This window comes from Bradyrhizobium sp. WYCCWR15520 (genome assembly GCF_056174665.1).
Genome location: NZ_JBWBWM010000019.1, coordinates 33710 through 55687, shown reverse-complemented (window position 1 = coordinate 55687; position 21978 = coordinate 33710). Strand labels below are relative to the sequence as shown.

The window sequence follows — 21978 nt, the reverse complement described above, 5'->3', positions numbered from 1 at the left end:
CCGCGCAATTTGCGCGCGCCATGCACCGCGCCCGCCCCCGTCAAGAGTCCAAAAATGCCCAACAAGATGTTGATCGACGCTACCCACCCGGAAGAGACCCGGGTTGTTGTGGTTCGCGGCAACCGCGTCGAAGAATTTGATTTCGAGACCGCCCAGCGCAAGCAACTGCGCGGCAATATCTATCTCGCCAAGGTCACGCGCGTAGAGCCGTCGCTGCAAGCGGCGTTCATCGAATATGGCGGTAACCGCCATGGCTTCCTGGCCTTCAGCGAAATCCATCCGGACTACTATCAGATCCCGGTCGCCGACCGTCAGGCGCTGATCGAGGCCGACGAACGCGCCCATCGCGAAGCCGAGGAAGAGAGCGAGAACCGCTCCAGCCACCGCCGCCGCTCGCGCCACCGCAATGCGCGCCGCCGCGGCCATGGCGACCGCGTCCAGAGCGATGTCATCGAGAACGCCGGCCAGGATCCCTCGCAGGCGGCCCAGCCCTATGAAGGCGGCGAGCATGAGCACGACGGCGTATATGCCGAAGCGCAGCCGCACGATGCCGAACATCATGAGGATGCGGCCCATCATGACCATGACGCACACGAACACGAAACGCATGGTCACGATCACGATCAGCCGCACGCCCACCATGATGACGATACGACGGCGCCGCAGGAACAGGCGGATGCCGTAAGCGAAACGCCGGTTGCGGAATCGGAGTCGGGCGCACCCGCCGCGGCGCCGGTCGAAGCGGCAGCCACGGAAGTCACGGCTGAGCCTGCCCAAGTCGCGGCTGAACCTGCGCATGATGAGCATCATGACCAGGAACAGGCGGTCGACAACGCTGCCCATGCCGACGAGCCGCCGCATGTCGAGCATGCCGGTGAAGGCTACGCCGCTGCCGCTCCGGACGAGTTCGCCCGCGTTCCCGAAGGCGACGACGGCCACGACGATGAAGAGGATGGCGAGGACGTCGAAGAGGAAGTCGTCGAATCCGTCGGCGGCGACGACGTGCTGGAGGAAGTCCCGGAACGTCCGTTCCGGCCGCGCCGCCAGTACAAGATCCAGGAAGTCATCAAGCGCCGTCAGGTGATGCTGGTTCAGGTCGTCAAGGAAGAGCGCGGCAACAAGGGCGCGGCGCTCACGACCTATCTGTCGCTGGCCGGCCGTTACGCCGTCCTGATGCCCAACACCGCCCGCGGCGGCGGCATCAGCCGTAAGATCACCTCCGCCCAGGACCGTTCGCGGCTGAAGGAAGTGGTGCAGGACCTCGACGTGCCCGAGGGCATGGGGATCATCCTGCGCACCGCCGGCGCCTCGCGGACCAAGCCCGAGATCAAGCGCGACTTCGAGTACCTGATCCGCATGTGGGAAACCGTGCGCGACATGACGCTGAGGTCGCAGGCCCCCACCCTCGTCTACGAAGAAGGCTCGCTGATCAAGCGCTCGCTGCGCGACCTCTATAACAAGGAAATCGAAGAGATCCAGGTCGCCGGTGAATCCGGCTATCAGGAAGCCCGCGACTTCATGAAGATGCTGATGCCCTCGAACGTGCGGGCGGTGAAGCAGTATCGCGACGGCCAGCCGCTGTTCTCGCGGATGGGCGTCGAGAGCCAGCTAGACGCGATGTTCTCGCCGACCGTGCAGCTCCGTTCCGGCGGCTACATCGTCATCAACCAGACCGAGGCGCTGGTCTCGATCGACGTCAACTCCGGCCGCTCGACCCGCGAACATCACATCGAGGACACCGCGCTCAAGACCAATCTGGAGGCGGCGGAGGAAGTCGCCCGGCAATTGCGACTGCGCGACCTCGCCGGCCTGATCGTCATCGACTTCATCGACATGGACGAGAAGCGCAACAACCGCGCGGTCGAGCGAAAGCTCTCCGACTGCCTGCGGCAGGATCGCGCGCGCATCCAGGTCGGACGCATCTCGCATTTCGGCCTTCTGGAAATGTCGCGCCAGCGCATCCGCGCCAGCGTGCTGGAGAGCTCGACCGAGCCCTGCCCGCAATGCGGCGGCAGCGGTCATGTGCGCTCGGTCTCCTCGGTGGCGCTGCAATTGCTGCGCGGCATCGAAGAGATCTTGATGAAGGGCGCCACCCATAATCTGGTGGTGCGCACCCGCACCGACGTCGCGCTCTATGTGCTGAACCACAAGCGCGGCCATCTGCGCGACCTCGAAAACGCCTTCAAGGTGACCCTGGCCGTCGTCGCCGACGCCACCGTGAGCGGCCAGCAGTCCTATGTCATCGACCGCGGCGAGCAGGTGCACACGCTGGAAGCCGCCAAGGCGCTATTGGCGGCGCAGGCCGCGGCCTTCCCTCCGCAGCTCGAGGAAGCCTATGACGACGATGATGCCTACGACATCGAAACCGAATCCGAGGTTGAGACCGAGGAGACCGAAGGGCTGACCGACGATGCCGCCGAAGCGGCGACGGGCGAAGGCGACGGAGACGGCCAACGCCGCAGGCGCCGCCGCCGCCGGCGCGGCCTTGGCGAGCCGCGTGAAGGTGGCGCCCCGCGCGAGGACGGTGACGCGACGCGCGTCGCAAGCGAGGCCGTCGAAGGCGCGATCGCCGAGGACGGCGAGGCCGATGAGGATGAAGGCGACGAACAGCCGGGCATGGCCCGCGGCGATCAGCCCGCTGGTGGCGCGCGGCGTCCGCGCCGCCGCGGCCGCCGCGGTGGCCGTCGCCGGCGTGGTGGTGGGCTGGAAGACGGCCTTGCCGGATCGATCGCAGACGAACTCGGTCCGACCTCGCCGCCAGAAGCGGCCGAAGCAGCCGCCGATTTCGACGGCGGCTCGTCCGAACCCGCGCCATCGCTGGCGCAGGCCGATATTCAGCCCGAACCGGCCACGGCATCAGCGGAGACCCCGCCCGCGGCTGGTGCCCAGCCGGAGCCGGTTGCGAGCGCGCCCGCCCCGGCCGCTGAAGAAACCGGACAAGAGGCCGAACGGGCCGCGGCGCGGCGGCGCTCGACCGTCCGCGAGAAAGTCAGCTTCATGACCAGCGCGCCGGTCGAACCGGCGCCTTCCGTCAGCCAGTCCGCGCCAGAGCCGATCGCGCCCGCCGAGCCTGCTGCGGCCGAACCGGCGCCAGCCGCATCGGGCGAAGCCGCCCCACGCAAGGCCGGCTGGTGGTCGCGGCGCTTCGGTAGCGGCGAGTAAGAAAATCGAACCCAAAGAAACCGCCCGGCGAACACCGGGCGGTTTTTTGTTGGCGGTATCTATTCCGGCAAGCCCTAACCCGTCGTGTGTCGCTGCGGGCCGCCAACAGGCAGTCGGTGTCCTGGTCCGCAAAGATAAATTTTTCCGACACGGTTCGGCTCGATGGAACAAAAGCGGAGACAATCGCGCGCCGGTCCGAATACAACAGCTCTCATCTTGGCCGTGTTCGTTCCAGCTTGGAGCAAAAACCTCGCGGCATACGTTAGCTAGTTGCGGGGCCGATCTTCGCGAGATCGCCATGCCGCTGCGCGCATCGATGACGATAGCGATCGCCGTTCTCCCGCTATGCTCTGCTGCGGCGCAAGAACCGCGCGCGCTGCTCGACCTGCCTCAACTCGGCCCTTGCAGTTCAACATCGCATCCGCGCCTGCCAGAGAAATGGCAGGGCACCTATCTCATGGCGCCCTTCACCAAGGCGCAGCTTATGCTGGCCGAAATCGTCTCTGACGTCGCGCTTTCCGCGATGCGCGTAAAGCTTCATGGAGTCAGACGCGGGTCGCTGGACCTGTTCATTGCCGGCAACCGGACGTACCTCCTCAAGTCGGAAGGCTCCGCGATCAAGGTGTGCAGGACATTAGGCGATACCGGCTGGCGGCCGCTTCCGACGGACTGGCTCGCGCCGCAGTCACAATGCGCCGGCTCGGCGCCAATCGGCGAGACGCCGGTCGAGTGGTGGAAAACTGCGATCACGCCAGAGCCTGCAAGCTATTGGCTCTGGTTCAAGACGTCGGATCAATCGCCGTTTCGACTCGTCTTTCCATTTGCGAGCGATCACCTTCCACCATTCAGCGGGTATGCGCTCAGCTATCAGGTTCGATTCAACACAGTGGAGGAGACCGGCCTTGCCGAGATCGCTGCTATCTGCAGACGGTCCAAGCCGACAATGACTGGAAATCCGGTGCGAGCGCTGCATGCCATGATCGGTAACATGTCGCGATCGCCCCAAGTTGCGGAGAGCGAGATCAACCGGGTCATGCCCGAACTCCAGGCGGATTGTCCTGCGGTCGCTTTTCCCGAGTGGCCCGAGAGGCTCGCAATCACAGGCCTGATGACCCCGTTCGATTCCGATGAAAGCCCCTACCCAGCCGAAGTGCTGTATGACTGGACCGTGCCGGCACAACGCACCCGCACATTCGGGGGACCGGAAGACGGGATCACGTCTCAAGACTCACTTCTTCTGAGCCCGAAAGGTTACACAGTCACGCATTATCGTGACCGGCCTCTGGTCTGCCGGCCGGTGCTGCCCGGCGCTATCCGTCCGGATTGGGCCGTGCGCGCTCCGTGCGAGTGCGCGGCAACGATCAACGGCACGACCGCTCTGTCGCCTTACGGAACGGCCCGGATTCTCGTGTGTCCGCTCGCAAGTCCGCGCGTCGCCTGGGCCTGGTACGCTCTCTCCGGGAAACCCACCACGTTCATGGTGACTTCATTACGGGGTGACGAGGGAAAACGCCTCTTCGCGGTGCTTGACTATCGCACGTGGCTGCCGGGCCAATCATTCTCGCGCACCGTATTTGACAAGCCGCCGCAATGTGCACCTGCTTCGCATTCGCATCCCACTCGATCCCCATTGAGACGGTGCTCTACATGTCATCTCGGCACCGAGTATTTGCGCTGAACCCGCAGGGCGGGAACGCGGGTAACGCTCGCGCGTTCGATACCGGGGCGAGTATCAACTGCAAATGGAGGAGCAGATGAGAAAGCTGACATTGATCCTTGCTGCCGCCGGCTGTGTCGGCCTTGCGGTACCCGCATTCGCCACCGAGAGGCCGCTCGCTGGACAGAGCGGACCACAGGTCGCAGGATCGGATTTGAGCGGAAAGAGCCCCATCAGTGAATTTTCGGCACAAAAGAAGAAAAAGACAAAGAAAAAAGCGGCAGCCGACCGCAGCTCGTGGGGCGGATAGGCCGAGATGTCCGCTCTCGCACTGATCTATCGCCGTTAGCTGGCGATACGGGAAGAACTGTGACATTCCTTGCCGGGATCGGCGCAAGTCTTCTGCTTGTAATTGGCTCGATTTTCTCGACGACGCGGCAAGTCATTCAAACAATTCTTCCGTAGGCCGGGGTGCTCCGGATGATCATGGTCGCGCGCATGGCACGCTTCCGCTTTATGTTCACGTCGGCGTGCACGCGGTCATGCCTGCGTCCACGCACACTGCACCGTGATGATTGGCGAAAGCCAAAACATTCAAATGACGACTTCGTCGAAGCGTCATGAAATCGTGCGGCTTGGTTTGAGGCGCTGCTAGGAACGGGTCACGTGCTCTCACGTTGTGCGCTTCAAGCACCAGCGCACTGGTGCCGAGGTCGCGCCCATAGCGTCCTTCTTGCGGTGAAGAGCGGCGCGGCCCCTCAATCAGAACAGAGGAGGTTCGCCATGGGTTCGTTGCCTATTTCGCGCCGGCAATCGATCGCCGGCCTATCGGTCGCTGGCCTCGCGGGATTACTCATTCCGCACGCCTATGCTCAGCAGAAGCGCGAGACGACCGGCGTTGGAATCGGCCCGAAGGGGGCCGCAATCGACGACGAGGACATCTTCACCTTCGCGCTGAATCTCGAATACATGGAAGCCGAGTTCTATCTGCGCGCCACGACCGGCAAAGGTATCAGTGAGGCCGATGCCGGCATGGACGCAGGTCGGGTCGTGGGTGGACACGAGGCCCAATTCAAGGAGAAGGCGATCCGCGAGTTCATCGAGGAAACCGCGGAAAACGAACTCGCCCACGTTCGCTTCTACCGCAAGACGCTTGGCAGACGCGCCATTTCGCGACCCGCGATCGATTTCGACGCGGGCTTCAAGGCAGCCGCCCAGGCTGCCGGATTGCCTGCCGATTTCGATCCGTTTGCCGACGACATGTCGGTCTTGCTCGGCGGCATGCTGTTCGAGGACGTCGGCGTAACCGCATATGCCGGTGCGGCCCCGCTGCTCAAGAAAAAGGAGTTCGTGCAAGCGGCCGCCGGGATTCTTGCGGTTGAGGCTTATCACATGGGAATGGCCCGTTCCCAGCTCTACATGATGGGCGAAAAGGCATGGGACGCCGCCAACGCCATCTCGGATGCGCGGGATAAAATTGACGGGACCCCCGAAAAGGAAGACGAGGGAATCAGGGTCGACGGCAAAGCCAATTTCGTGCCTTCAAACGCCGACGCGATTGCCTTCACCCGTACGCCGCAACAAGTCCTGCATATCGTCTACCTGACCGACAAGGCCGGGATCAGCAAGGGTGGCTTCTATCCGAACGGAATGAACGGAGAACTCAGGAGCACCTGACTGCAGCAGTCTCCTGCTGCTCGGGCTCGAATCGGCCGCAAGGCGGCCGATTCGATGCGCTCGCTTAATCGCGACGGTCGAAAATCCGGCGGATCGCCGGCACTAGCGCGGCACCGAGCGCGTTCTTGATCAGCGACGCCGCGATGAACGGCGCAATGCCGACCAGCCACGCCTTTTCCACGCCGAGCTTCATGCCGAATGCCAGCCAGCCAAATCCGGCGGCGAGAATGAGAATGTGTCCGAGCGCCATCGCAGCAAACAGCCAGAACACCGATCGATCCCAGCCGCGCTCGGCGAGCCATCCCGTGACAAAGGCCGCCGCCACGAAACCGAAGAGATATCCGGCCGTCGGACCGACGAGCGGCGCGAGGCCGCCGACAGGGCCTGCGAATACCGGCAGTCCGATCGCCCCTTCGGCGAGATAGGCCATGAGCGTAGCGCTGCCAAGCCGCCAGCCATAGGCCGCGCCGATCATCAGCACGACCAGCGTTTGCAGCGTCATCGGCACATAGGGCAACGGCAGATTGACCTTGGCCGACAAGGTCAGCAGCGCCGTTCCCAGCGCAATCAGGATCACGCCGCGCAACAGGCCCGATGAACCGTCCGCACGATGCGGCCACAGCAGCGCGACGAGCGGGAAATGCGACGGGATGACGGTTTCAGGCATGGTTCTGGCGGACATGATGGCTCCCCGATTGATTGCAGATGAGAATGTGTATGACAGATTGCTGCGCGCTAACGAAGCCAGCGCGCGATGCGTGCTACCGCCTCGCGCATCTCGTCGGCCGAGCGCGCATAGGAAAAGCGGATGAAGCTGCGGCCGTGAATCGGATCGAAATCGACGCCTGGCGTCGCCGCCACATGCGCCTTCTCCAGCATCCGGCCGGCAAACTCGAAACTGTCGGAGGTGAAATCCGAGACATCAGCGTAGAGATAGAACGCACCGTCCGCAGGCAGGAACTTGGTGAGGCCGGCCTTCGGCAATCCCTCGATCAGGATGCGGCGGTTCTCCTCGTAGCCCCGCTTGATCGCCTCCATCTCTTCGCGGCCTTCGAAGGCCGCTTCGGCAGCGATCTGCGACAGCGTCGGCACCGAGATCGACAAGTTCTGCTGCAGCCGCTCGATCGGGCGCACCAACGGCTCCGGCACCACCATCCAGCCGACCCGCCAGCCGGTCATGCAGAAATATTTCGAGAACGAATTGATCACGAGCGCATGCGGCGACAGCTCGGCCGCCGTCACGGCCGGGAACGCATAGTCGAGCCCGTGATAAATCTCGTCGGAAATGAAGCGGATCCCTGCCCCTTCCGCCGCACTGATCAGGCCGGTGAGTGCTTCGCGCGACATCATGGTTCCCGTCGGATTGGCGGGGCTGCCGACCAGCACGCCCTTCAGCGGCGTTTTGCGATGCGCCGCCAGCAACGCTTCGCCAGTCAGCGCATGGCGCGTCGCGCTCGATGTCTCGATCAGCACCGGCTCGCAGCCGAGCGCGGTCAGGATGTGCCGATATGGCGGATACCCCGGCACAGTGACCGCCACGCGGTCGCCGGGCTCGAACATCGACAGAAACGCCAGGATGAAGCCGCCCGACGAGCCGGTCGTGACCACGATACGGTCAGGCTCGGCCGTACAGCCATAAGTATCGCGGTAGTGCCGGGCGATTCGCGCCCGCAGTGAGGGCATGCCAAGCGCGGAAGTGTAGTCGATCCGCGCCTCGTCGAGTGCGGCATGGGCGGCCGCGATCGCGACCTTGGGCGCGGGCGCCGCCGGCTGTCCGACTTCCATGTGAATGACATGGCCGCCGGCCGCTTCGATGCGGGCGGCGGCCGCCATCACGTCCATCACCATGAAGGGCGGAACGTCGCTCCGTGCCGAGGGAGTCAATAGCGCTGTCGCGCGGTCTCTAAGTGTCGATTCCAGCATCGATTTCTGTTATTTGCGCGGGCGCTGCCCGAATCGAGGTTCCCGAACCGGTTACCGCCCCAGACTGGCCGTATTCAATGGCTTGTTATAGCGTTTTCAAGCGCAGTGATACCGGGTTCATGCAGTGATACCTCGGCTCGGATGAAGAAACGCGTTGAAACAACAAACTGGGACCTGTTTCTGATCTAATCGGAGACCGAACCGGCTTCCGGCCAAATCCGGAATGAAAGCCAATCGCCAAAGACCGCTCATGCTCCGCATCGCCTTACGCAAGAAATCACTGAAGTTGACTGCGCTGGCCACAGCCGTCGCGCTTGTCGCTGCGCCGATGGCCGCGACGGCGCAGGAGAACAGGGGTCCGCCTGTGCTCCGCGACGCCGAGACGGAACAATTGCTGCGCGAATATACAAGGCCGATCCTGCGCGCCGCCGGTCTGGAAAAGCAGAACATCCAGATGGTCATCATCAACCAGGGCGTCTTCAACGCCTTTGTTGCCGACGGCCGGCGCATCTTCGTGAACTACGGGGCGATCCTGCAGTCGGAGACGCCGAACCAGATCATCGGCGTGATGGCGCATGAAACCGGCCACCTTGCCGGCGGTCATCTCGCCAAGATGCGCGAGCAGATGGCGCAGGCGCAGACGCAGATGATCATTGCCATGCTGCTCGGCGCCGGCGCGATGGTCGCGGGCGCGCAAGGAGGCGGCGGCAATAGTGGCCTGGCCAACGCCGGCGCAGCGATGTTCTCGGCTCCCGGAGAAATCATCCGCCGCAACCTGCTCTCTTACGTGCGCCAGCAGGAGGAAAACGCCGACAAGGCCGGCGTGAAGTTTCTGAACGCCACCGGCCAGTCCTCGAGGGGCATGTACGAGACCTTCAAACGCTTCACCGAGGAAAGCCTGTTCGCCGCGCGCGGCGCCGACCCCTACGTTCAGTCGCATCCGATGCCGGCCCAGCGCGTCGCCGCGCTGGAAGAATTGGCACGATCGAGCCCTTATTGGGAAAAGAAGGACGACCCTGCACTGCAGCTCCGTCACGACATGGTGCGCGCCAAGATCTCGGCGTTCATGGAGCGGCAGGAGACCGTGTACCGGCGCTATCCGATGTCCAACAACAGCCTGCCGGCGCGCTATGCGCACGCGATCGCGACCTACCGCCACGGCGACCTGCGCAGCGCACTTGCCCAGATCGACGCCTTGCTTCAGCAGCAGCCCAACAATCCCTATTTTTATGAGGTGCGCGGACAAGCGCTGCTGGAGGGCGGCAAGCCGCAGGAGGCGATCGCGCCGCTGCGCAAGGCCGTGCAGCTCTCCAACAATTCGCCGCTGATCGAGATGATGCTGGGGCAGGCCCTGGTGGCAACCGGCAACAACGCCTACACCGACGAGGCCATCTCGATCCTGCGCGCGGCGACGGCGCGCGAGCCCGAGGCGCTGATCGGCTACACCCAGCTCGCCATGGCCTATGGAAGAAAGGGCGACTACGCACAGGCCGACCTCGCCTCGGCCCAAGCCGCCTACCTTCGCGGCGACAGCAAGACCGCGCGCGATCTTGCGTCACGCGCAAAAACGCGCTTCGCAATCGGCACGCCAGGCTGGGTCAAGGCTGACGACATTGTGAGCGCCAAGCCGCTGCCGGGCCAGAAGAGCAACTAGAAATCAAACGCATTCGGCTATAATCCGACCCGGTTCAACCCAAGGACCTGGTCGCCACGAACCGAGATATCCTCCAGGAGCCGGCCTTCAGCAGAATTGCCCGGGACCCCGCCGCATAAGGACTTACCGATGCCCTCGTTCCGTTTTCTCATTCCCGCATTGTTCGCTGTGGCGCTCTGCGGCACGCCGTTGGCGGCTTCCGCGCAGAGCTTCACCGACACCCAGCGCCGCGACATCGAGGCCGTCATCCGCAATTACCTGATCGCGCATCCCGAGGTGCTCGAAGAAGCGATGGCTGAGTTGAGCAAGCGTCAGGCCGCGGCGGAAGCCGCCAAGCACGAAGCCGGCGTCGCCAACAATGCCGAGGCGATCTTCAATTCACCGCGCAACGTCACGCTCGGCAACAAGGACGGCGACGTCACCTTCGTCGAGTTTTTCGATTACAATTGCGGCTACTGCAAGCGCGCGATGCTGGACATGATGGAGCTGATGAAGGCCGACCCGAAGCTGAAGGTCGTGCTCAAGGAATTTCCGGTCTTGAGTGCCGGTTCGGTCGAGGCCGCGCAGGTCGGCGTCGCCGTGCGCATGCAGGATCCGACCGGCAAGAAATATCTCGACTACCATCAGAAGCTGCTGACCGGCCGCGGCGCCGCCGACAAGGCGCGCGCGATGGCCGTTGCCAAGGAAGTCGGCCTCGACATGGCAAAGCTGGAGAAGGACCTGTCGAGCGCCGAAGTCCGCAACACGCTCGAGGAAAATTTCAAGCTCGCCGAGGCAATGGGCATGAACGGCACACCGAGCTATGTAATCGGCAAGCAGGTCGTGATCGGCGCTGTCGGCGTTGAAGCCCTGCGCGAAAAGATCAACAATGCCCGTTGCGGCAAGGCGACCTGCTGAGGTCAGCCGAAATCATTGAAGCAAGCAAATCCGGCTGCGTCGCAGCCGGATTTTCTTTTGCGGGCAAAGCCCTCCGATCGAACCGTGACCATGCAAGGGGTCACTAAGGAACGTTCGACACACGAGACCCCGCCTCGTCGACAATCCGCTCCTGCAGGGCAACGCGCCACCTCCATGGCTGGAGAAGGGTTCGGCGCGTGCAGCGTTCGATCTCAATATCGGCACCTATGACAGCATTGAAGAGATCGCGCAGAAGCATTGGTACCGGTTGTTCGGCGGCGTTCCGGAAATCGGCCACGGCGCTTATGCCATCGGAATCTCGGTGCGCGAAGGCGATCCAAATGTCGGCAAGCCGCCGCGCGACCATTTGCTGCACAAAGACGAACTCGCCGCGTACATCGCGCCCTATACCGAGGCTGCCGAACTGTTCGATCTGGCACGACTGTCCGGCCGCAATCATCTCGGTGGCACCATGTTTCCGTGTCAGTGGACGCCGAAATTCAGCGCGACCTATCTCGAGATCGAAGAGCATTTCGGCGGCTTCAATTTTGGTGGCGGCAACGGTCAGTTCGATCTCGCGACGATGGAATTCGACTGGGCCTGCGGCTGAAGAGCGACGGCGCTTTCGATCGACGCATCAGAACGCCGGCGTTCATCTCGCATTCACAAAACTATTGCCGGCGGAACCGCCAACCATCAGGAACATCAGTCAATTCCCTTCGTTGTCGGTGCGGGCAATGCAGACACTTGAGGAGACTTTCGATGAGTAATCGCTTTCTGATTACGGTCGCGACAGCGGCTCTGATCGCCGGAACCGGCTTTGCGAATGCGCAAGGTACCGGCACGGGGCGCGACACCGGGGCCGGTTCCACGGCGCAGCAGAGCGCGCCTTCTTCTGAGCGCGGCGGCGCCTCGTCAGGCAGCATGCAGCGCGATCCCGGCGGCGCGTCCGACATGAAGGGTGCGCAGTCCGAGCCGAAGTCGAAGGGCCCTGAAAAGAACCAGCGCGCCGACGACCAGATGAAGGGTGGCAAGGACATGAAGGCCGAGGGCAAGGAGGACCGCGGCGGCAAGGCCGAAAAGGGCCAGACGACCGGTCAGGGCGCCGGCCCAGGCACGCAGCGTGATCAGAGCACCCAGCGTGACCAGACCACGACCCAGGACCGCGACAAGAGCATGCAGAAGGGTGACCAGAAGGCTGGCCAGCAGGACCGCCAGCAGGATCGCACCCAGACGCAGACCCAGACGGAGGGTGGAGCCGCGGGCCAGACCACGACAGGTCAGGCCGGCGCCGGCGCGAAGCTCTCGACCGAGCAGCGCACCCAGATCACCAGCGTGATCAAGGAGCAGCGCGTTCAGCCGGTAACGAACGTGAACTTCTCGATTTCGGTCGGCACCCGCGTGCCGCGCGACGTGCACTTCCACGCGTTGCCGGAGCGAGTGGTGACGATCTATCCGGAATGGCGCAGGTATAAGTTCATCCTCGTCAAGGAGCAGATCGTGATCGTGGATCCGAACACCTTCGAGATCGTGGCGGTTCTGGAAGCCTAAAACAGGTTTTCGCAAGAGATCAGGGCGGGCAGAAATGCCCGCCCTTTTTCTCTCTCGGCGCAGCCAATTCTGAAGCGGCCGCACACACTGCCCTCAAGCCTGGATTAACGTCCGAAGTTGCGGACCAGCGCCACCAATGCGGCCTGATTATGCATGCCGGTCTTGCCGAAAGCGCTTTTCAGATTCTGTCGCACAGTCCCGGCCTGAATTTCCAGACGGGCGGCGATCGACGTCACACTCAGCCCGCCCGCCAGCAGGCAAACGATCTCACATTCGCGCGGCGTGAGCCCGAAGGTCTCGATCAGCGCCCTTTCGTCGATCTGCAGCGGCGCGTCCGGCTCCTTGATGAAGATGACGACACGCGGTGCGCGCATCCCGGGCTCAGGAATGCCGAGCCGCCAGATCGGCATGACATCGAGCAGCAGCGGCAATCGGCGGCTGGGGCGCGGCACACTCAGGCGCCGTCCGTGATCTTCTGCGGACGTGGCAGCCTGTGCGATGGCATTCTGGAGCCGGTCGGTCGTGGCCGCGGTCGCGGCCTGCAATGCGCCTGCAGCTTGAGCGAGCCCGTCTCGTTGATTGAGGATCTGGCGTGCACGCGTGTTGACAATGAGCAGACGGCCCGACGCGTCAAGTACGATCGCGGCATCGGCGAGCCGTTCAATCACGGCCGTCAGTCCCGCCGCCCGGTCATCCCCGATGCGCAGCCTCCGGTACAACTGTTGGGCGCGCGTCAGATGGGGAAACAGTTGCTCCAGTGCGCGCGCCTCGGGCTGCAGAAAGGGGCCCCCTGTCCGGGTGCGGCAGGTGGCGACCTGAAGCCATGGGTTCTGCGAACCGCCCCATACCGTCAGGCCGTAGTATCTGTTCATAGGCCGAAGGATTTCGTTATAGAATTCGGTTTGCTCGAACTCAGGGTCGGCCATCAGCTGGTCACCGGTCAAAGCGGTGCCCGGCGCTTGTGCGGGAGATACCCGGTCCATGAACGGTATCAACATGCGAGCAGCGTCCGGCGACAGCAAGCGTGCGACATCGGCCTCGTCGATTCCGGCCATTGCGATCAGTGGCGCCTCGACACCCGAGTCATGGTCTATGACAAGAAAGCTGTGCTCGGCATCCAGCCGCCGGTTCAAGCCATCGAGGGCCGCCGGCCAGATGCCCGGCTCCAGCGCTGCCTGGTAGAACATCTCGGTGAGTGCGAGCCCTGCCGAATCCACGCCGCCGTCCTGCTTCCGGAATACTGCAGGTCGCATATTTGCGGGAACTGCACCGGAGCGAAATGGGGTCTGCTGCTTGTTTTTGTCGCATCCAGAGGCGGTGTGACGATCCTGCAACACGCAGGGGCAATAACGTCAGATCACTACCGTTTGGGCAATGCGGCCTCCAGCGGTTTCAAGGATCAATCCCTTCAGAGGGCGCGCCTGACTCTCGAAGCAGCGGCCTTACGGCAGGGGTGGTCGATGACGAACAGATTGAAACCAACGTGCATCCGGACGCCCGCGCGGCTTCTCGTGAGCGGCGTGGTGTCGGGCAGCACCCTGCGCTGCCTTGCCGCGGCGGCCGGCACGACGGTAGCGGGAATCTCGCCCGCCTTCGCTGTTTGCTACTCCAGCGGCGCAGGTTTCACCGGATCGTGTAACGCCTCAGGGACAACCGGCTTCGCCACGGCAGTCGGCCAAGCGACGATCGCGGATGGCGCCAGCGCTACTGCCTACGGCGCTGCAGCCTGGGCGAACGGCGAAAACGCGACCGCGACCGGTTACGCCAGCGAAGCGAACGGCGACGGTGCGACCGCGACTGGCGCGGGCAGCTACGCGAGCGGCGACAACGCGACCGCGACCGGCAGGGGCAGCTTTGCGATCGGCGCTAGCGCCACCGCGACTGGCCAAGCCAGCACAGCGGCCGGCGCGTTCGCGACCGCAACGGGCCGGCAGAGCTTCGCGAATGGCGGGCTCGCGACCGCGACGGGTGCTCTCGCGAATGCGAGCGGCGCCGGCGCGACCGCGTACGGGCAGAACAGCCGCGCATACGGCGCTAGTGCCACCGCGACAGGCCAAAACAGCATCGCTGACGGCGCCACCGCGAGCGCCTTTGGCCAGAGCAGCAATGCCACCGGGGACGCCACCACCGCCATCGGCCAAGCCAGCATCGCGAGTGCCACCGGCGCAACCGCTGTCGGTGCCAGCGCACAGGCGACCGCGACCGGTGCGGTCGCGGTCGGCAACAATTCGGCCGCGACCGGAACTAACGCAACCGCCATAGGCCCGAACGCCGCGGCCACATTCGCCAATTCGACGGCCATCGGCAACGGCGCGACCGCGACCGCGGCCAATCAGATATCGATCGGCACCGCATCGAATACCTACCGCATGTCGGGCATCACGTCGGCGGCAAGTCTCGCGGCGCAATCCGGCCCGACTTCGATTGTCACCACCGATGCCAATGGCAATCTCGCCGCCGCTCCTTTCAGCGCACAGGATATTTCCGGTCTCCAAACCAACGTGTCCGTGCTCCAAGGCAACGTCGCGACGTTGCAGACGCAGATGCGGCAGGCCTTCGAGGGAACGGCGATCGCCATCGCCATGGGCGGCTCTGCGCTGCCATCGGACAAGAAGTTCGCGATCTCGACGAATTGGGGCACCTTCCGCGGGCAGAACGCCATGAGCCTCGGCGCGCAGATGCGGTTGAACGAATACGTTGTCCTCAACGGCGGCGTCGCCGCAGGCTTTGTGCAAGGCGGCGTCGGCGGACGTGCCGGAGTAACCGTCGCATGGTGACGGCAGCGTGATGACCGGCAAGCGGCGAAGCTGGCGAATTCTGCTGTCCGCGGTTGGTCTGCTGGCGATGATCTCCGCTGCTGCCGCGGAATCGCCCACGCAGGCACCAAAGCCCGCACAGATCGATCGCAACGGGGTCCTGATCCTGATCCGATCGGCGCTGCTGGCCCTGGACCACGCCAACAAGACTGGCAACTACACGGTGCTACGGGATATCGGCGCGCCTGGATTCCAGAGCAATACGGCTGCGCGGCTCGGCGACATCTTCGTCAAACTGCGGAACGACAATCTCGATCTCTCCGGCGTTGCGGTAATCGAACCGCAGTTAAATCTACTGCCGCAGATCGAGGCAAACGGCATGATGCGCATGGCCGGCTTCTTTCCATCGGTACCGACACAGGTCAATTTCGATCTGTTGTTCGCGCCGGTGAACGGCCAGTGGCGGTTGTTTGGCATCTCGGTCGGTGTTGGATCGTCGGCGCCCGTCGCGCCCGAACCATCGGCGGCGAAAAAACTGCCCGCTACTCCGAACGGAGCCAAGCCGGCAGTGGCTGCGAAGTCGGCGCCTGGGACGAAGCCCGCGGCACCGGACAACAAGCCGGCCGAAAGCCAGCAACCGAAGTAGCCCGCAAGCCAGTCACCCTGGATTTCCGGCAATTTCTGCATGAGAACCGGTCATCAGGGCAACCGGCGGTGGATGATGGTGGGCCGGCGGCCACCCGATCGATTCGTTCGGCATTGGTTAATGAACGAATTCAGCAGGTTCCATGCGCCTTTTTATGAACAGGATGAGGCCCTTGAAAGGGGACGGAGCGGCCTAAAGGCTTCCCCTTGGCCGCGATGTTACCTATAACGCCGCGACCTGCCCGACCCTTTTTGCTGGAATCCGGATGGCCCAAGGAACCGCTGCCGCGACGATCTATGTGCTCAACGGCCCGAACCTCAACATGCTGGGGATTCGCGAGCCCGAAACCTACGGCCATGCGACGCTCGCCGATGTCGAAAAACTGTGCGTGGAAACGGCAGCACAGTTCGGCCTGAAGGCCGATTGCCGCCAATCCAACCGCGAGGGTGAGCTGATCGAGTTTATCCACGACGCGCATGCCAAGAAGGCAGCCGGCATCATCATCAACGCCGGCGGCTATTCGCACACCTCGATCGCGCTGCACGACGCGCTGGTCGCGGTGAAGATCCCGACGGTCGAAGTGCACATCAGCAACATCCACGCCCGCGAGAGCTTCCGTCACCACTCCTTCACGGCCATGGCCGCCTTCGCCTCGCTCTGCGGCTTCGGCATCGACGGCTACCGACTCGCAATCAATGGCCTGGCCGCCAGAATCGGCGCCAAGGCGAACACCTGACTCTCAAAAACTGACCTCACAACTGAGATCGAAAGACACCAAGCCTGACGCTTAAGCCGTCACCCACATCGAGATTCCGGATCAAAGAGCATGGCCCGCCAGCCCGACAACAAGTCAGCGGATACATCAGCCGCCAATCTGCAGAGCGACGACAGTGCGCTCATTCGCGAACTCGCGCTATTGCTGGATGAGACCAGCCTGACCGAGATCGAAATCGAGCGCGCCGGCCTGCGGCTGCGCGTCGCGCGCAACGTCACCGTGTCAGCCGCGATGCCGGCAAACTTCCAACCCATGGCGGCCGCGGCAGCAGGCGTCTCCGCCGCACCGACCGCGGGCGCCGATCTGGCCAAGCATCCGGGCGTAGTCCCCTCGCCGATGGTCGGCACCGCCTATTGGGCGCCTGAGCCCGGCGCCAAGCCGTTCATCGATGTCGGCACCAAGGTATCGGCCGGCCAGACTCTTCTGATCATCGAAGCGATGAAGACGATGAACCAGATCCCATCGCCGCGCGCAGGCACGGTGACGCAAATTCTCGTCGAAGACGGCCAGCCGGTCGAATTCGGCGAGCCGCTCGTGATCATTGAATAAGATTCGTCAACGTCAGGCGCTGCGATGTTCGATAAGATTCTGATAGCCAATCGCGGCGAGATCGCCCTGCGCGTGCTGCGCGCGTGCAAGGAGCTCGGCATCTCCACCGTTGCCGTGCATTCCACCGCCGACGCCGATGCCATGCATGTGCGGCTCGCCGACGAGAGCGTCTGCATCGGGCCGCCCCCCTCCAAGGACTCCTATCTCAACGTCCCGGCGCTGCTCGCGGCCTGCGAGATCACCGGAGCGGACGCCGTGCATCCCGGGTACGGATTCCTGTCCGAGAACGCCCGCTTCGCTGAAATTCTCGCCGATCACAATCTGCATTTCATCGGCCCGAAGGCCGAACACATCCGCCTGATGGGCGACAAGATCGAGGCCAAGAAGACCGCCAAGCGGCTCGGCATTCCAGTGGTGCCCGGCTCCGACGGCGCGGTCTCGTCCGATGACGACGCCCTGGCAATCGGCAAGGCGATCGGCTTCCCCGTGCTGGTCAAGGCGGCGGCCGGCGGCGGCGGGCGCGGCATGAAGGTGGCGCACACCGCTGACGACCTGATGCTGGCGCTCTCGACCGCATCCAACGAGGCCAAGTCGGCGTTCGGTGACGCTTCCGTCTATCTGGAAAAATACCTGCAGAAGCCGCGCCATATCGAGATCCAGATTCTCGGCGACGGCCGCGGCGGCGCGATCCATCTCGGCGAGCGCGACTGCTCGCTGCAGCGCCGTCACCAGAAGGTCTGGGAAGAAGGCCCCTCGCCGGTTCTCGCCGCCGCCGCCCGCGCCAAGATCGGCGAGACCTGCGCCAAGGCGATGCGGGACATGAAATATCTCGGCGTCGGCACCATCGAATTCCTCTACGAGGACGGCGAGTTCTATTTCATCGAGATGAACACCCGCATCCAGGTCGAACATCCCGTGACCGAGAGCATTACCGACATCGACCTGGTGCTGGAGCAGATCCGCATCGCCGCCGGCGGCGACCTGCCCGCCAAGCAGGAAGAGATCGCCATCATCGGCCATGCCATCGAATGCCGCGTCAATGCGGAAAACCCGCAGACCTTCCGCCCCTCGCCCGGCAAGATCACGCAATTCCACCCGCCCGGCGGGCTCGGCGTGCGGATCGATTCCGCCGTTTATCAGGGCTACGTCATTCCGCCCTATTACGATTCGCTGGTCGGCAAGCTGATCGTGCACGGCAAGACCCGCGCCGAATGCCTGATGCGGCTGCGCCGGGCGCTCGACGAGATGGTGGTCGACGGCATCGAGACCACCCTGCCGCTGTTCCGGTCCCTGGTCCGGGAAGCCGATATCATCAACGGCGACTACCACATTCACTGGCTTGAGCAATACCTCGCCGGCAAGCCGGTGGACGGCAAAGCCTCCTGAGCGACGCTCCCCATATTCGACGGTGCATGGAACCGATGGGTTCCATGCACGTTGGCATGTGTAAGGGTTGGCCAGGGGTACTTGTTCCGTTTGCTCATGACGCGAGATCAACGTGACCGCTGATGCCCAGCGCAAGCGCGCCGTGGGCCACATCCTGCTGCTTGCGGCGGGGCTTTTGGTCTTGACCGTCATCAGCGCGGGCTCGGTTCATCTCGTGAACATGGCTCGCGAGGATGCACGCAGGGTCTTGCACACCCTCGAGGTCGAAAACCAGATATCGCTCGTTCAACTGCAGTTGCGGCGTGCCGAAAGCGCCCAGCGCGGCTATCTGGCGACCCTGCGACCGGATTTTCAGGCCGATTTCGAGCAGGCGATGACCGCACTGGCCCCTGCGCTGACGCGGCTGAGCCAGCTCATCAGCGACAATCCGGTCCAAAGGCGGCTCATCAACGAGATGATGCCACTCTACGACCAGCGGGTTGAGGAATTCCGTACGACCATGGAACTGGCCCGCTCGCAGCGCATGAGCGATGCTGCCAAAATCGTGCGCGAGGGCATCGGCCGCGACACCATGAAACATATCGAGGATCTCGCGGTGCGGATGCGGACCGAAGAAGATCGTCTGTTTGTGGAGCGCACGACCAACGCCGACCACAGCCAGACGCTGGCGGCTTCGATCACGGGCATCGGCTCGGGTCTCGTCGTCGTGCTGGCCGGTATTGCGATCTTCCTGGTGCGGCGCTCGTCGCACGCGCGCGACCAGGCCGACGCCAGGCTACGCGACAGCCATCTCAACCTCGAAGCCACGATCGACGAGCGCACCGCGGACCTGCGCGAGGCCAATGACGAGATTCAACGCTTCGCCTACATCGTCAGCCACGACCTGCGCTCGCCGCTGGTGAACATCATGGGCTTCACCAGCGAGCTGGAGGAATTGCGCGGCGACATATTCAAACGGATCGCAGCGCTTTCCCGCGCGCAATCTGAAGCTCCACCCGCGCCGGAAAACGCCACCGATACCGCCGAACCCGTGCTCGAGGGTTCCGACAAGCAGCTCTCGGAAGATTTCTCCGAGGCGCTCAGCTTCATCAAATCGTCGATCGGCAAGATGGACCGGCTGATATCGGCGATCCTCAACCTCACCCGCGAGGGACGACGCGAATTCGAGCCGGTCTGGATCGATACCAGGGAGCTAATCGAAGCCATTGTGACGACGGTGGCGCATCAGGCCGCGGAAGCCCAGGCCGAGATCCGCATCGACGCGCTGCCGAATATCGTCAGCGACCGCCTTGCACTGGAGCAGATATTCTCCAATCTGATCGACAATGCACTCAAATACCTCAAGACCGGGGTCCCCGGCGAAATCTCGGTGCGAGGTCGCACCAAGCTCGGCTTTGCGATTTTCGAGATATCGGACAATGGGCGCGGCATCGACCCCAAGGACCATCAGCGCATTTTCGATCTGTTCCGCCGCGCCGGAACCCAGGATAAGCCGGGACAAGGCATCGGGCTTGCCCACGTACGCGCCTTGGTGCGCCGGCTGGGAGGAACCATGTCGGTCGCCTCGGAACTCAACCAGGGCAGCACGTTCACGATAACGCTGCCTATTAATTGGTCTGCCAAGCGGAACACACGGCCATGAGTAATCCAGTCACCATCATCATGATCGAGGACGATGAGGGCCATGCCCGCCTGATCGAGCGGAATATACGCCGATCCGGTGTCAACAATGAGATAATTCCGTTCACCAGCGGTACAGCCGCGCTGAACTATCTGTTCGGCTCGGACGGGACGGGCCTGAACCACAAAGGCAGCGCGCTCCTGATCCTGCTCGATCTCAATTTGCCCGACACGACGGGCATCGACATTCTGAAGCGGGTCAAGGAAAACAAGTATCTCAAGACCACGCCGGTCGTGGTGTTGACCACCACCGACGATTCTCATGAGATCAAGCGCTGTTACGACCTCGGTTGCAACGTCTACATTACCAAGCCCGTGAACTACGAAAGCTTCGCCAACGCCATTCGCCAGCTCGGTCTGTTCTTTTCCGTCATTCAGGTCCCTCCGGCAGCCATATGAAACCTGCGACGCCGACATTGCTGTACATCGACGACGATGCCGGCCTCGCCCGGCTGGTCGACCGCGGCCTGACGCGGGCCGGCTTCAAGGTCATCCACGCTGCAGGCGGAGAAGAAGGACTCGCGCGGCTGGCGCAGGGCGGCATCGATGTGATCGCGCTCGACCAGTACATGCCGGGTCTCGACGGCCTCGAAACGCTGGAACGGATCATGGCGATCGCGGACGCCCCACCCGTGGTGTTCGTCACGGCCGCACAGGATTCGGCGATCGCCGTCACGGCGCTCAAGGCCGGCGCCGCCGACTATCTCGTCAAGGATACGCAGGGTGATTTCATTCCGCTGCTTCAGGTTGCCGTCAATGGCGCGCTGCGGCAGGCGGAACTGCAGCGGGCCCGCGACGAGGCCGAAGCCGAGGTTCACGCCTCGCGCGACCGTTATGCGGCGCTCGCCGCCGAGCGCGAAGTGCTGCTGCGCGAAGTCAACCACCGCGTCGGCAACTCCCTGCAGATCATCGCCTCGCTGTTGCACCTGCAGGCCAATTCGGCCACCCAGGACGATGTCAAGGCGGCGCTGACCAATGCGATGGGCCGCGTCGCCGCGGTCGCCCAGGTGCACCGCCGCCTCTACACTTCGCATGACCTCAAGAGCGTGCTCTTGAATCAGTATCTCGAAGCCCTGCTGGAAGACCTCCGCCGTTCGGCCGAGGGCAACAGGATGTCACGGCTGACGCTCAAGGCCGAACCGATCGAGATCGACCCGGACCGCGCCGTGGCGATCGGCATCATTGTCAACGAATTGGTGATGAACGCCGTCAAATACGCCTATCCCGACGGCGCCGGTCCCATTCATGTCGAGCTCAAGCCCGACGGCGAAGATCTCGTGGTCTCGATTGCGGACGACGGCGTCGGTCTCAACGCCAAGGCGGACCCGCGCTCCACCGGGATGGGACAACGCATCGTCAGCGCGATGGCCGCCAAGCTGGACGCCAGCGCCGAGCGCGATCCCAACCATCACGGCACACGGATCGTGCTGCGCTTCCGGCGAGTCCCGGCAACGCCGGCCGCGAAACCGACCAACGCCGCGGCGGGTTAAGCTGGACCTGATACACTGTTGGTTCGAAGGAGCCCTCCGGCGTCTACACGGTGTAGGTGAGACATGGAGATTGAGGAGTGGCTGCGCGGCTTGGGCTGTAGCAATACGTTCCGGCTGCGGAACAGAACCTCGCCACCTCAGCCGAAGGTGTGAAAGAGTCCGCACCAATCACGGA

At 63.5% G+C, this 21978-nt stretch carries 19 protein-coding genes; 16 read left to right on the top strand and 3 right to left on the bottom strand.

The features are described from left to right. The first annotated feature begins 54 nt into the window (after positions 1–54). The 4 genes from AC0QUY_RS22130 to AC0QUY_RS22115 all read left to right on the top strand — a co-directional run bounded on the left by AC0QUY_RS22130 (position 55) and on the right by AC0QUY_RS22115 (position 6496). Complete coding sequence (locus AC0QUY_RS22130; protein ID WP_475388354.1) at positions 55–3162, top strand: Rne/Rng family ribonuclease; 3108 nt, start codon at positions 55–57, stop codon at positions 3160–3162. A gap of 298 nt (positions 3163–3460) precedes the next feature. Continuing rightward, entirely contained in the window at positions 3461–4840 is a 1380-nt protein-coding gene (locus AC0QUY_RS22125; protein WP_475388353.1) for a hypothetical protein, read from the top strand. Positions 4841–4916: 76 nt separating this feature from the next. Then, entirely contained in the window at positions 4917–5129 is a 213-nt protein-coding gene (locus AC0QUY_RS22120; RefSeq protein WP_161854391.1) for a hypothetical protein, read from the top strand. A 473-nt stretch (positions 5130–5602) separates the two neighbouring features. Further along, positions 5603–6496: a ferritin-like domain-containing protein gene (locus AC0QUY_RS22115; protein ID WP_475388352.1), complete on the top strand. Its 894-nt coding sequence runs from the start codon at positions 5603–5605 to the stop codon at positions 6494–6496. A 64-nt stretch (positions 6497–6560) separates the two neighbouring features. On the opposite strand, the gene AC0QUY_RS22110 is transcribed toward AC0QUY_RS22115, so the two are convergent. Continuing rightward, entirely contained in the window at positions 6561–7178 is a 618-nt protein-coding gene (locus AC0QUY_RS22110) for a biotin transporter BioY (protein WP_475388350.1), read from the bottom strand. A 53-nt stretch (positions 7179–7231) separates the two neighbouring features. Beyond that, positions 7232–8419, bottom strand: coding sequence for a pyridoxal phosphate-dependent aminotransferase (locus AC0QUY_RS22105; protein ID WP_475388349.1), 1188 nt, complete (start codon positions 8417–8419; stop codon positions 7232–7234). Positions 8420–8669: 250 nt separating this feature from the next. Here AC0QUY_RS22105 and AC0QUY_RS22100 point away from each other — a divergent pair, with 250 nt between their 5' ends. The 4 genes from AC0QUY_RS22100 (at position 8670) to AC0QUY_RS22085 (ending at position 12521) form a co-directional block, all read left to right on the top strand. Next, on the top strand, positions 8670–10073 hold the full coding sequence (locus tag AC0QUY_RS22100; protein WP_475388348.1) for a M48 family metalloprotease: 1404 nt from the start codon (positions 8670–8672) through the stop codon (positions 10071–10073). Between the two features lie 129 nt (positions 10074–10202). After that, positions 10203–10970, top strand: a complete 768-nt coding sequence (locus AC0QUY_RS22095; protein ID WP_161854388.1) for a DsbA family protein — start codon at positions 10203–10205, stop codon at positions 10968–10970. 268 nt (positions 10971–11238) lie between these two features. Then, entirely contained in the window at positions 11239–11580 is a 342-nt protein-coding gene (locus tag AC0QUY_RS22090) for a hypothetical protein (protein WP_475388347.1), read from the top strand. A gap of 152 nt (positions 11581–11732) precedes the next feature. Next, on the top strand, positions 11733–12521 hold the full coding sequence (locus tag AC0QUY_RS22085) for a DUF1236 domain-containing protein (protein ID WP_475388346.1): 789 nt from the start codon (positions 11733–11735) through the stop codon (positions 12519–12521). Between the two features lie 104 nt (positions 12522–12625). On the opposite strand, the gene AC0QUY_RS22080 is transcribed toward AC0QUY_RS22085, so the two are convergent. Then, positions 12626–13738 (bottom strand): helix-turn-helix transcriptional regulator, encoded by a 1113-nt coding sequence (locus AC0QUY_RS22080; RefSeq protein WP_475388345.1) that lies wholly within the window; start codon positions 13736–13738, stop codon positions 12626–12628. Between the two features lie 243 nt (positions 13739–13981). On the opposite strand from AC0QUY_RS22080, the gene AC0QUY_RS22075 reads away from it, so the two are divergent. The 8 genes from AC0QUY_RS22075 (at position 13982) to AC0QUY_RS22040 (ending at position 21803) form a co-directional block, all read left to right on the top strand. Further along, positions 13982–15298 carry a YadA-like family protein gene (locus AC0QUY_RS22075; RefSeq protein WP_475388344.1) on the top strand — a complete coding sequence of 439 codons (1317 nt, stop codon included), beginning with the start codon at positions 13982–13984 and terminating at the stop codon, positions 15296–15298. Positions 15299–15308: 10 nt separating this feature from the next. Further along, entirely contained in the window at positions 15309–15923 is a 615-nt protein-coding gene (locus tag AC0QUY_RS22070; protein WP_246738207.1) for a hypothetical protein, read from the top strand. Positions 15924–16188: 265 nt separating this feature from the next. Further along, entirely contained in the window at positions 16189–16659 is a 471-nt protein-coding gene (gene aroQ, locus AC0QUY_RS22065) for a type II 3-dehydroquinate dehydratase (RefSeq protein WP_475388342.1), read from the top strand. 90 nt (positions 16660–16749) lie between these two features. Next, positions 16750–17247 carry an acetyl-CoA carboxylase biotin carboxyl carrier protein gene (accB, locus tag AC0QUY_RS22060; RefSeq protein WP_161854382.1) on the top strand — a complete coding sequence of 166 codons (498 nt, stop codon included), beginning with the start codon at positions 16750–16752 and terminating at the stop codon, positions 17245–17247. A 24-nt stretch (positions 17248–17271) separates the two neighbouring features. Further along, positions 17272–18633 (top strand): acetyl-CoA carboxylase biotin carboxylase subunit, encoded by a 1362-nt coding sequence (accC, locus tag AC0QUY_RS22055; RefSeq protein WP_161854381.1) that lies wholly within the window; start codon positions 17272–17274, stop codon positions 18631–18633. 112 nt (positions 18634–18745) lie between these two features. Further along, positions 18746–20275 carry a sensor histidine kinase gene (locus tag AC0QUY_RS22050; protein ID WP_475388341.1) on the top strand — a complete coding sequence of 510 codons (1530 nt, stop codon included), beginning with the start codon at positions 18746–18748 and terminating at the stop codon, positions 20273–20275. After that, a complete protein-coding gene (locus AC0QUY_RS22045) occupies positions 20272–20712 on the top strand; it encodes a response regulator (protein ID WP_161854379.1) in 441 nt (146 codons plus the stop codon). The genes AC0QUY_RS22050 and AC0QUY_RS22045 overlap by 4 nt, the downstream gene beginning before the upstream one ends. Continuing rightward, on the top strand, positions 20709–21803 hold the full coding sequence (locus tag AC0QUY_RS22040; protein WP_475388340.1) for a sensor histidine kinase: 1095 nt from the start codon (positions 20709–20711) through the stop codon (positions 21801–21803). Before AC0QUY_RS22045 ends, AC0QUY_RS22040 begins: the two co-directional genes overlap by 4 nt. The last annotated feature ends 175 nt before the right edge of the window (positions 21804–21978 follow it).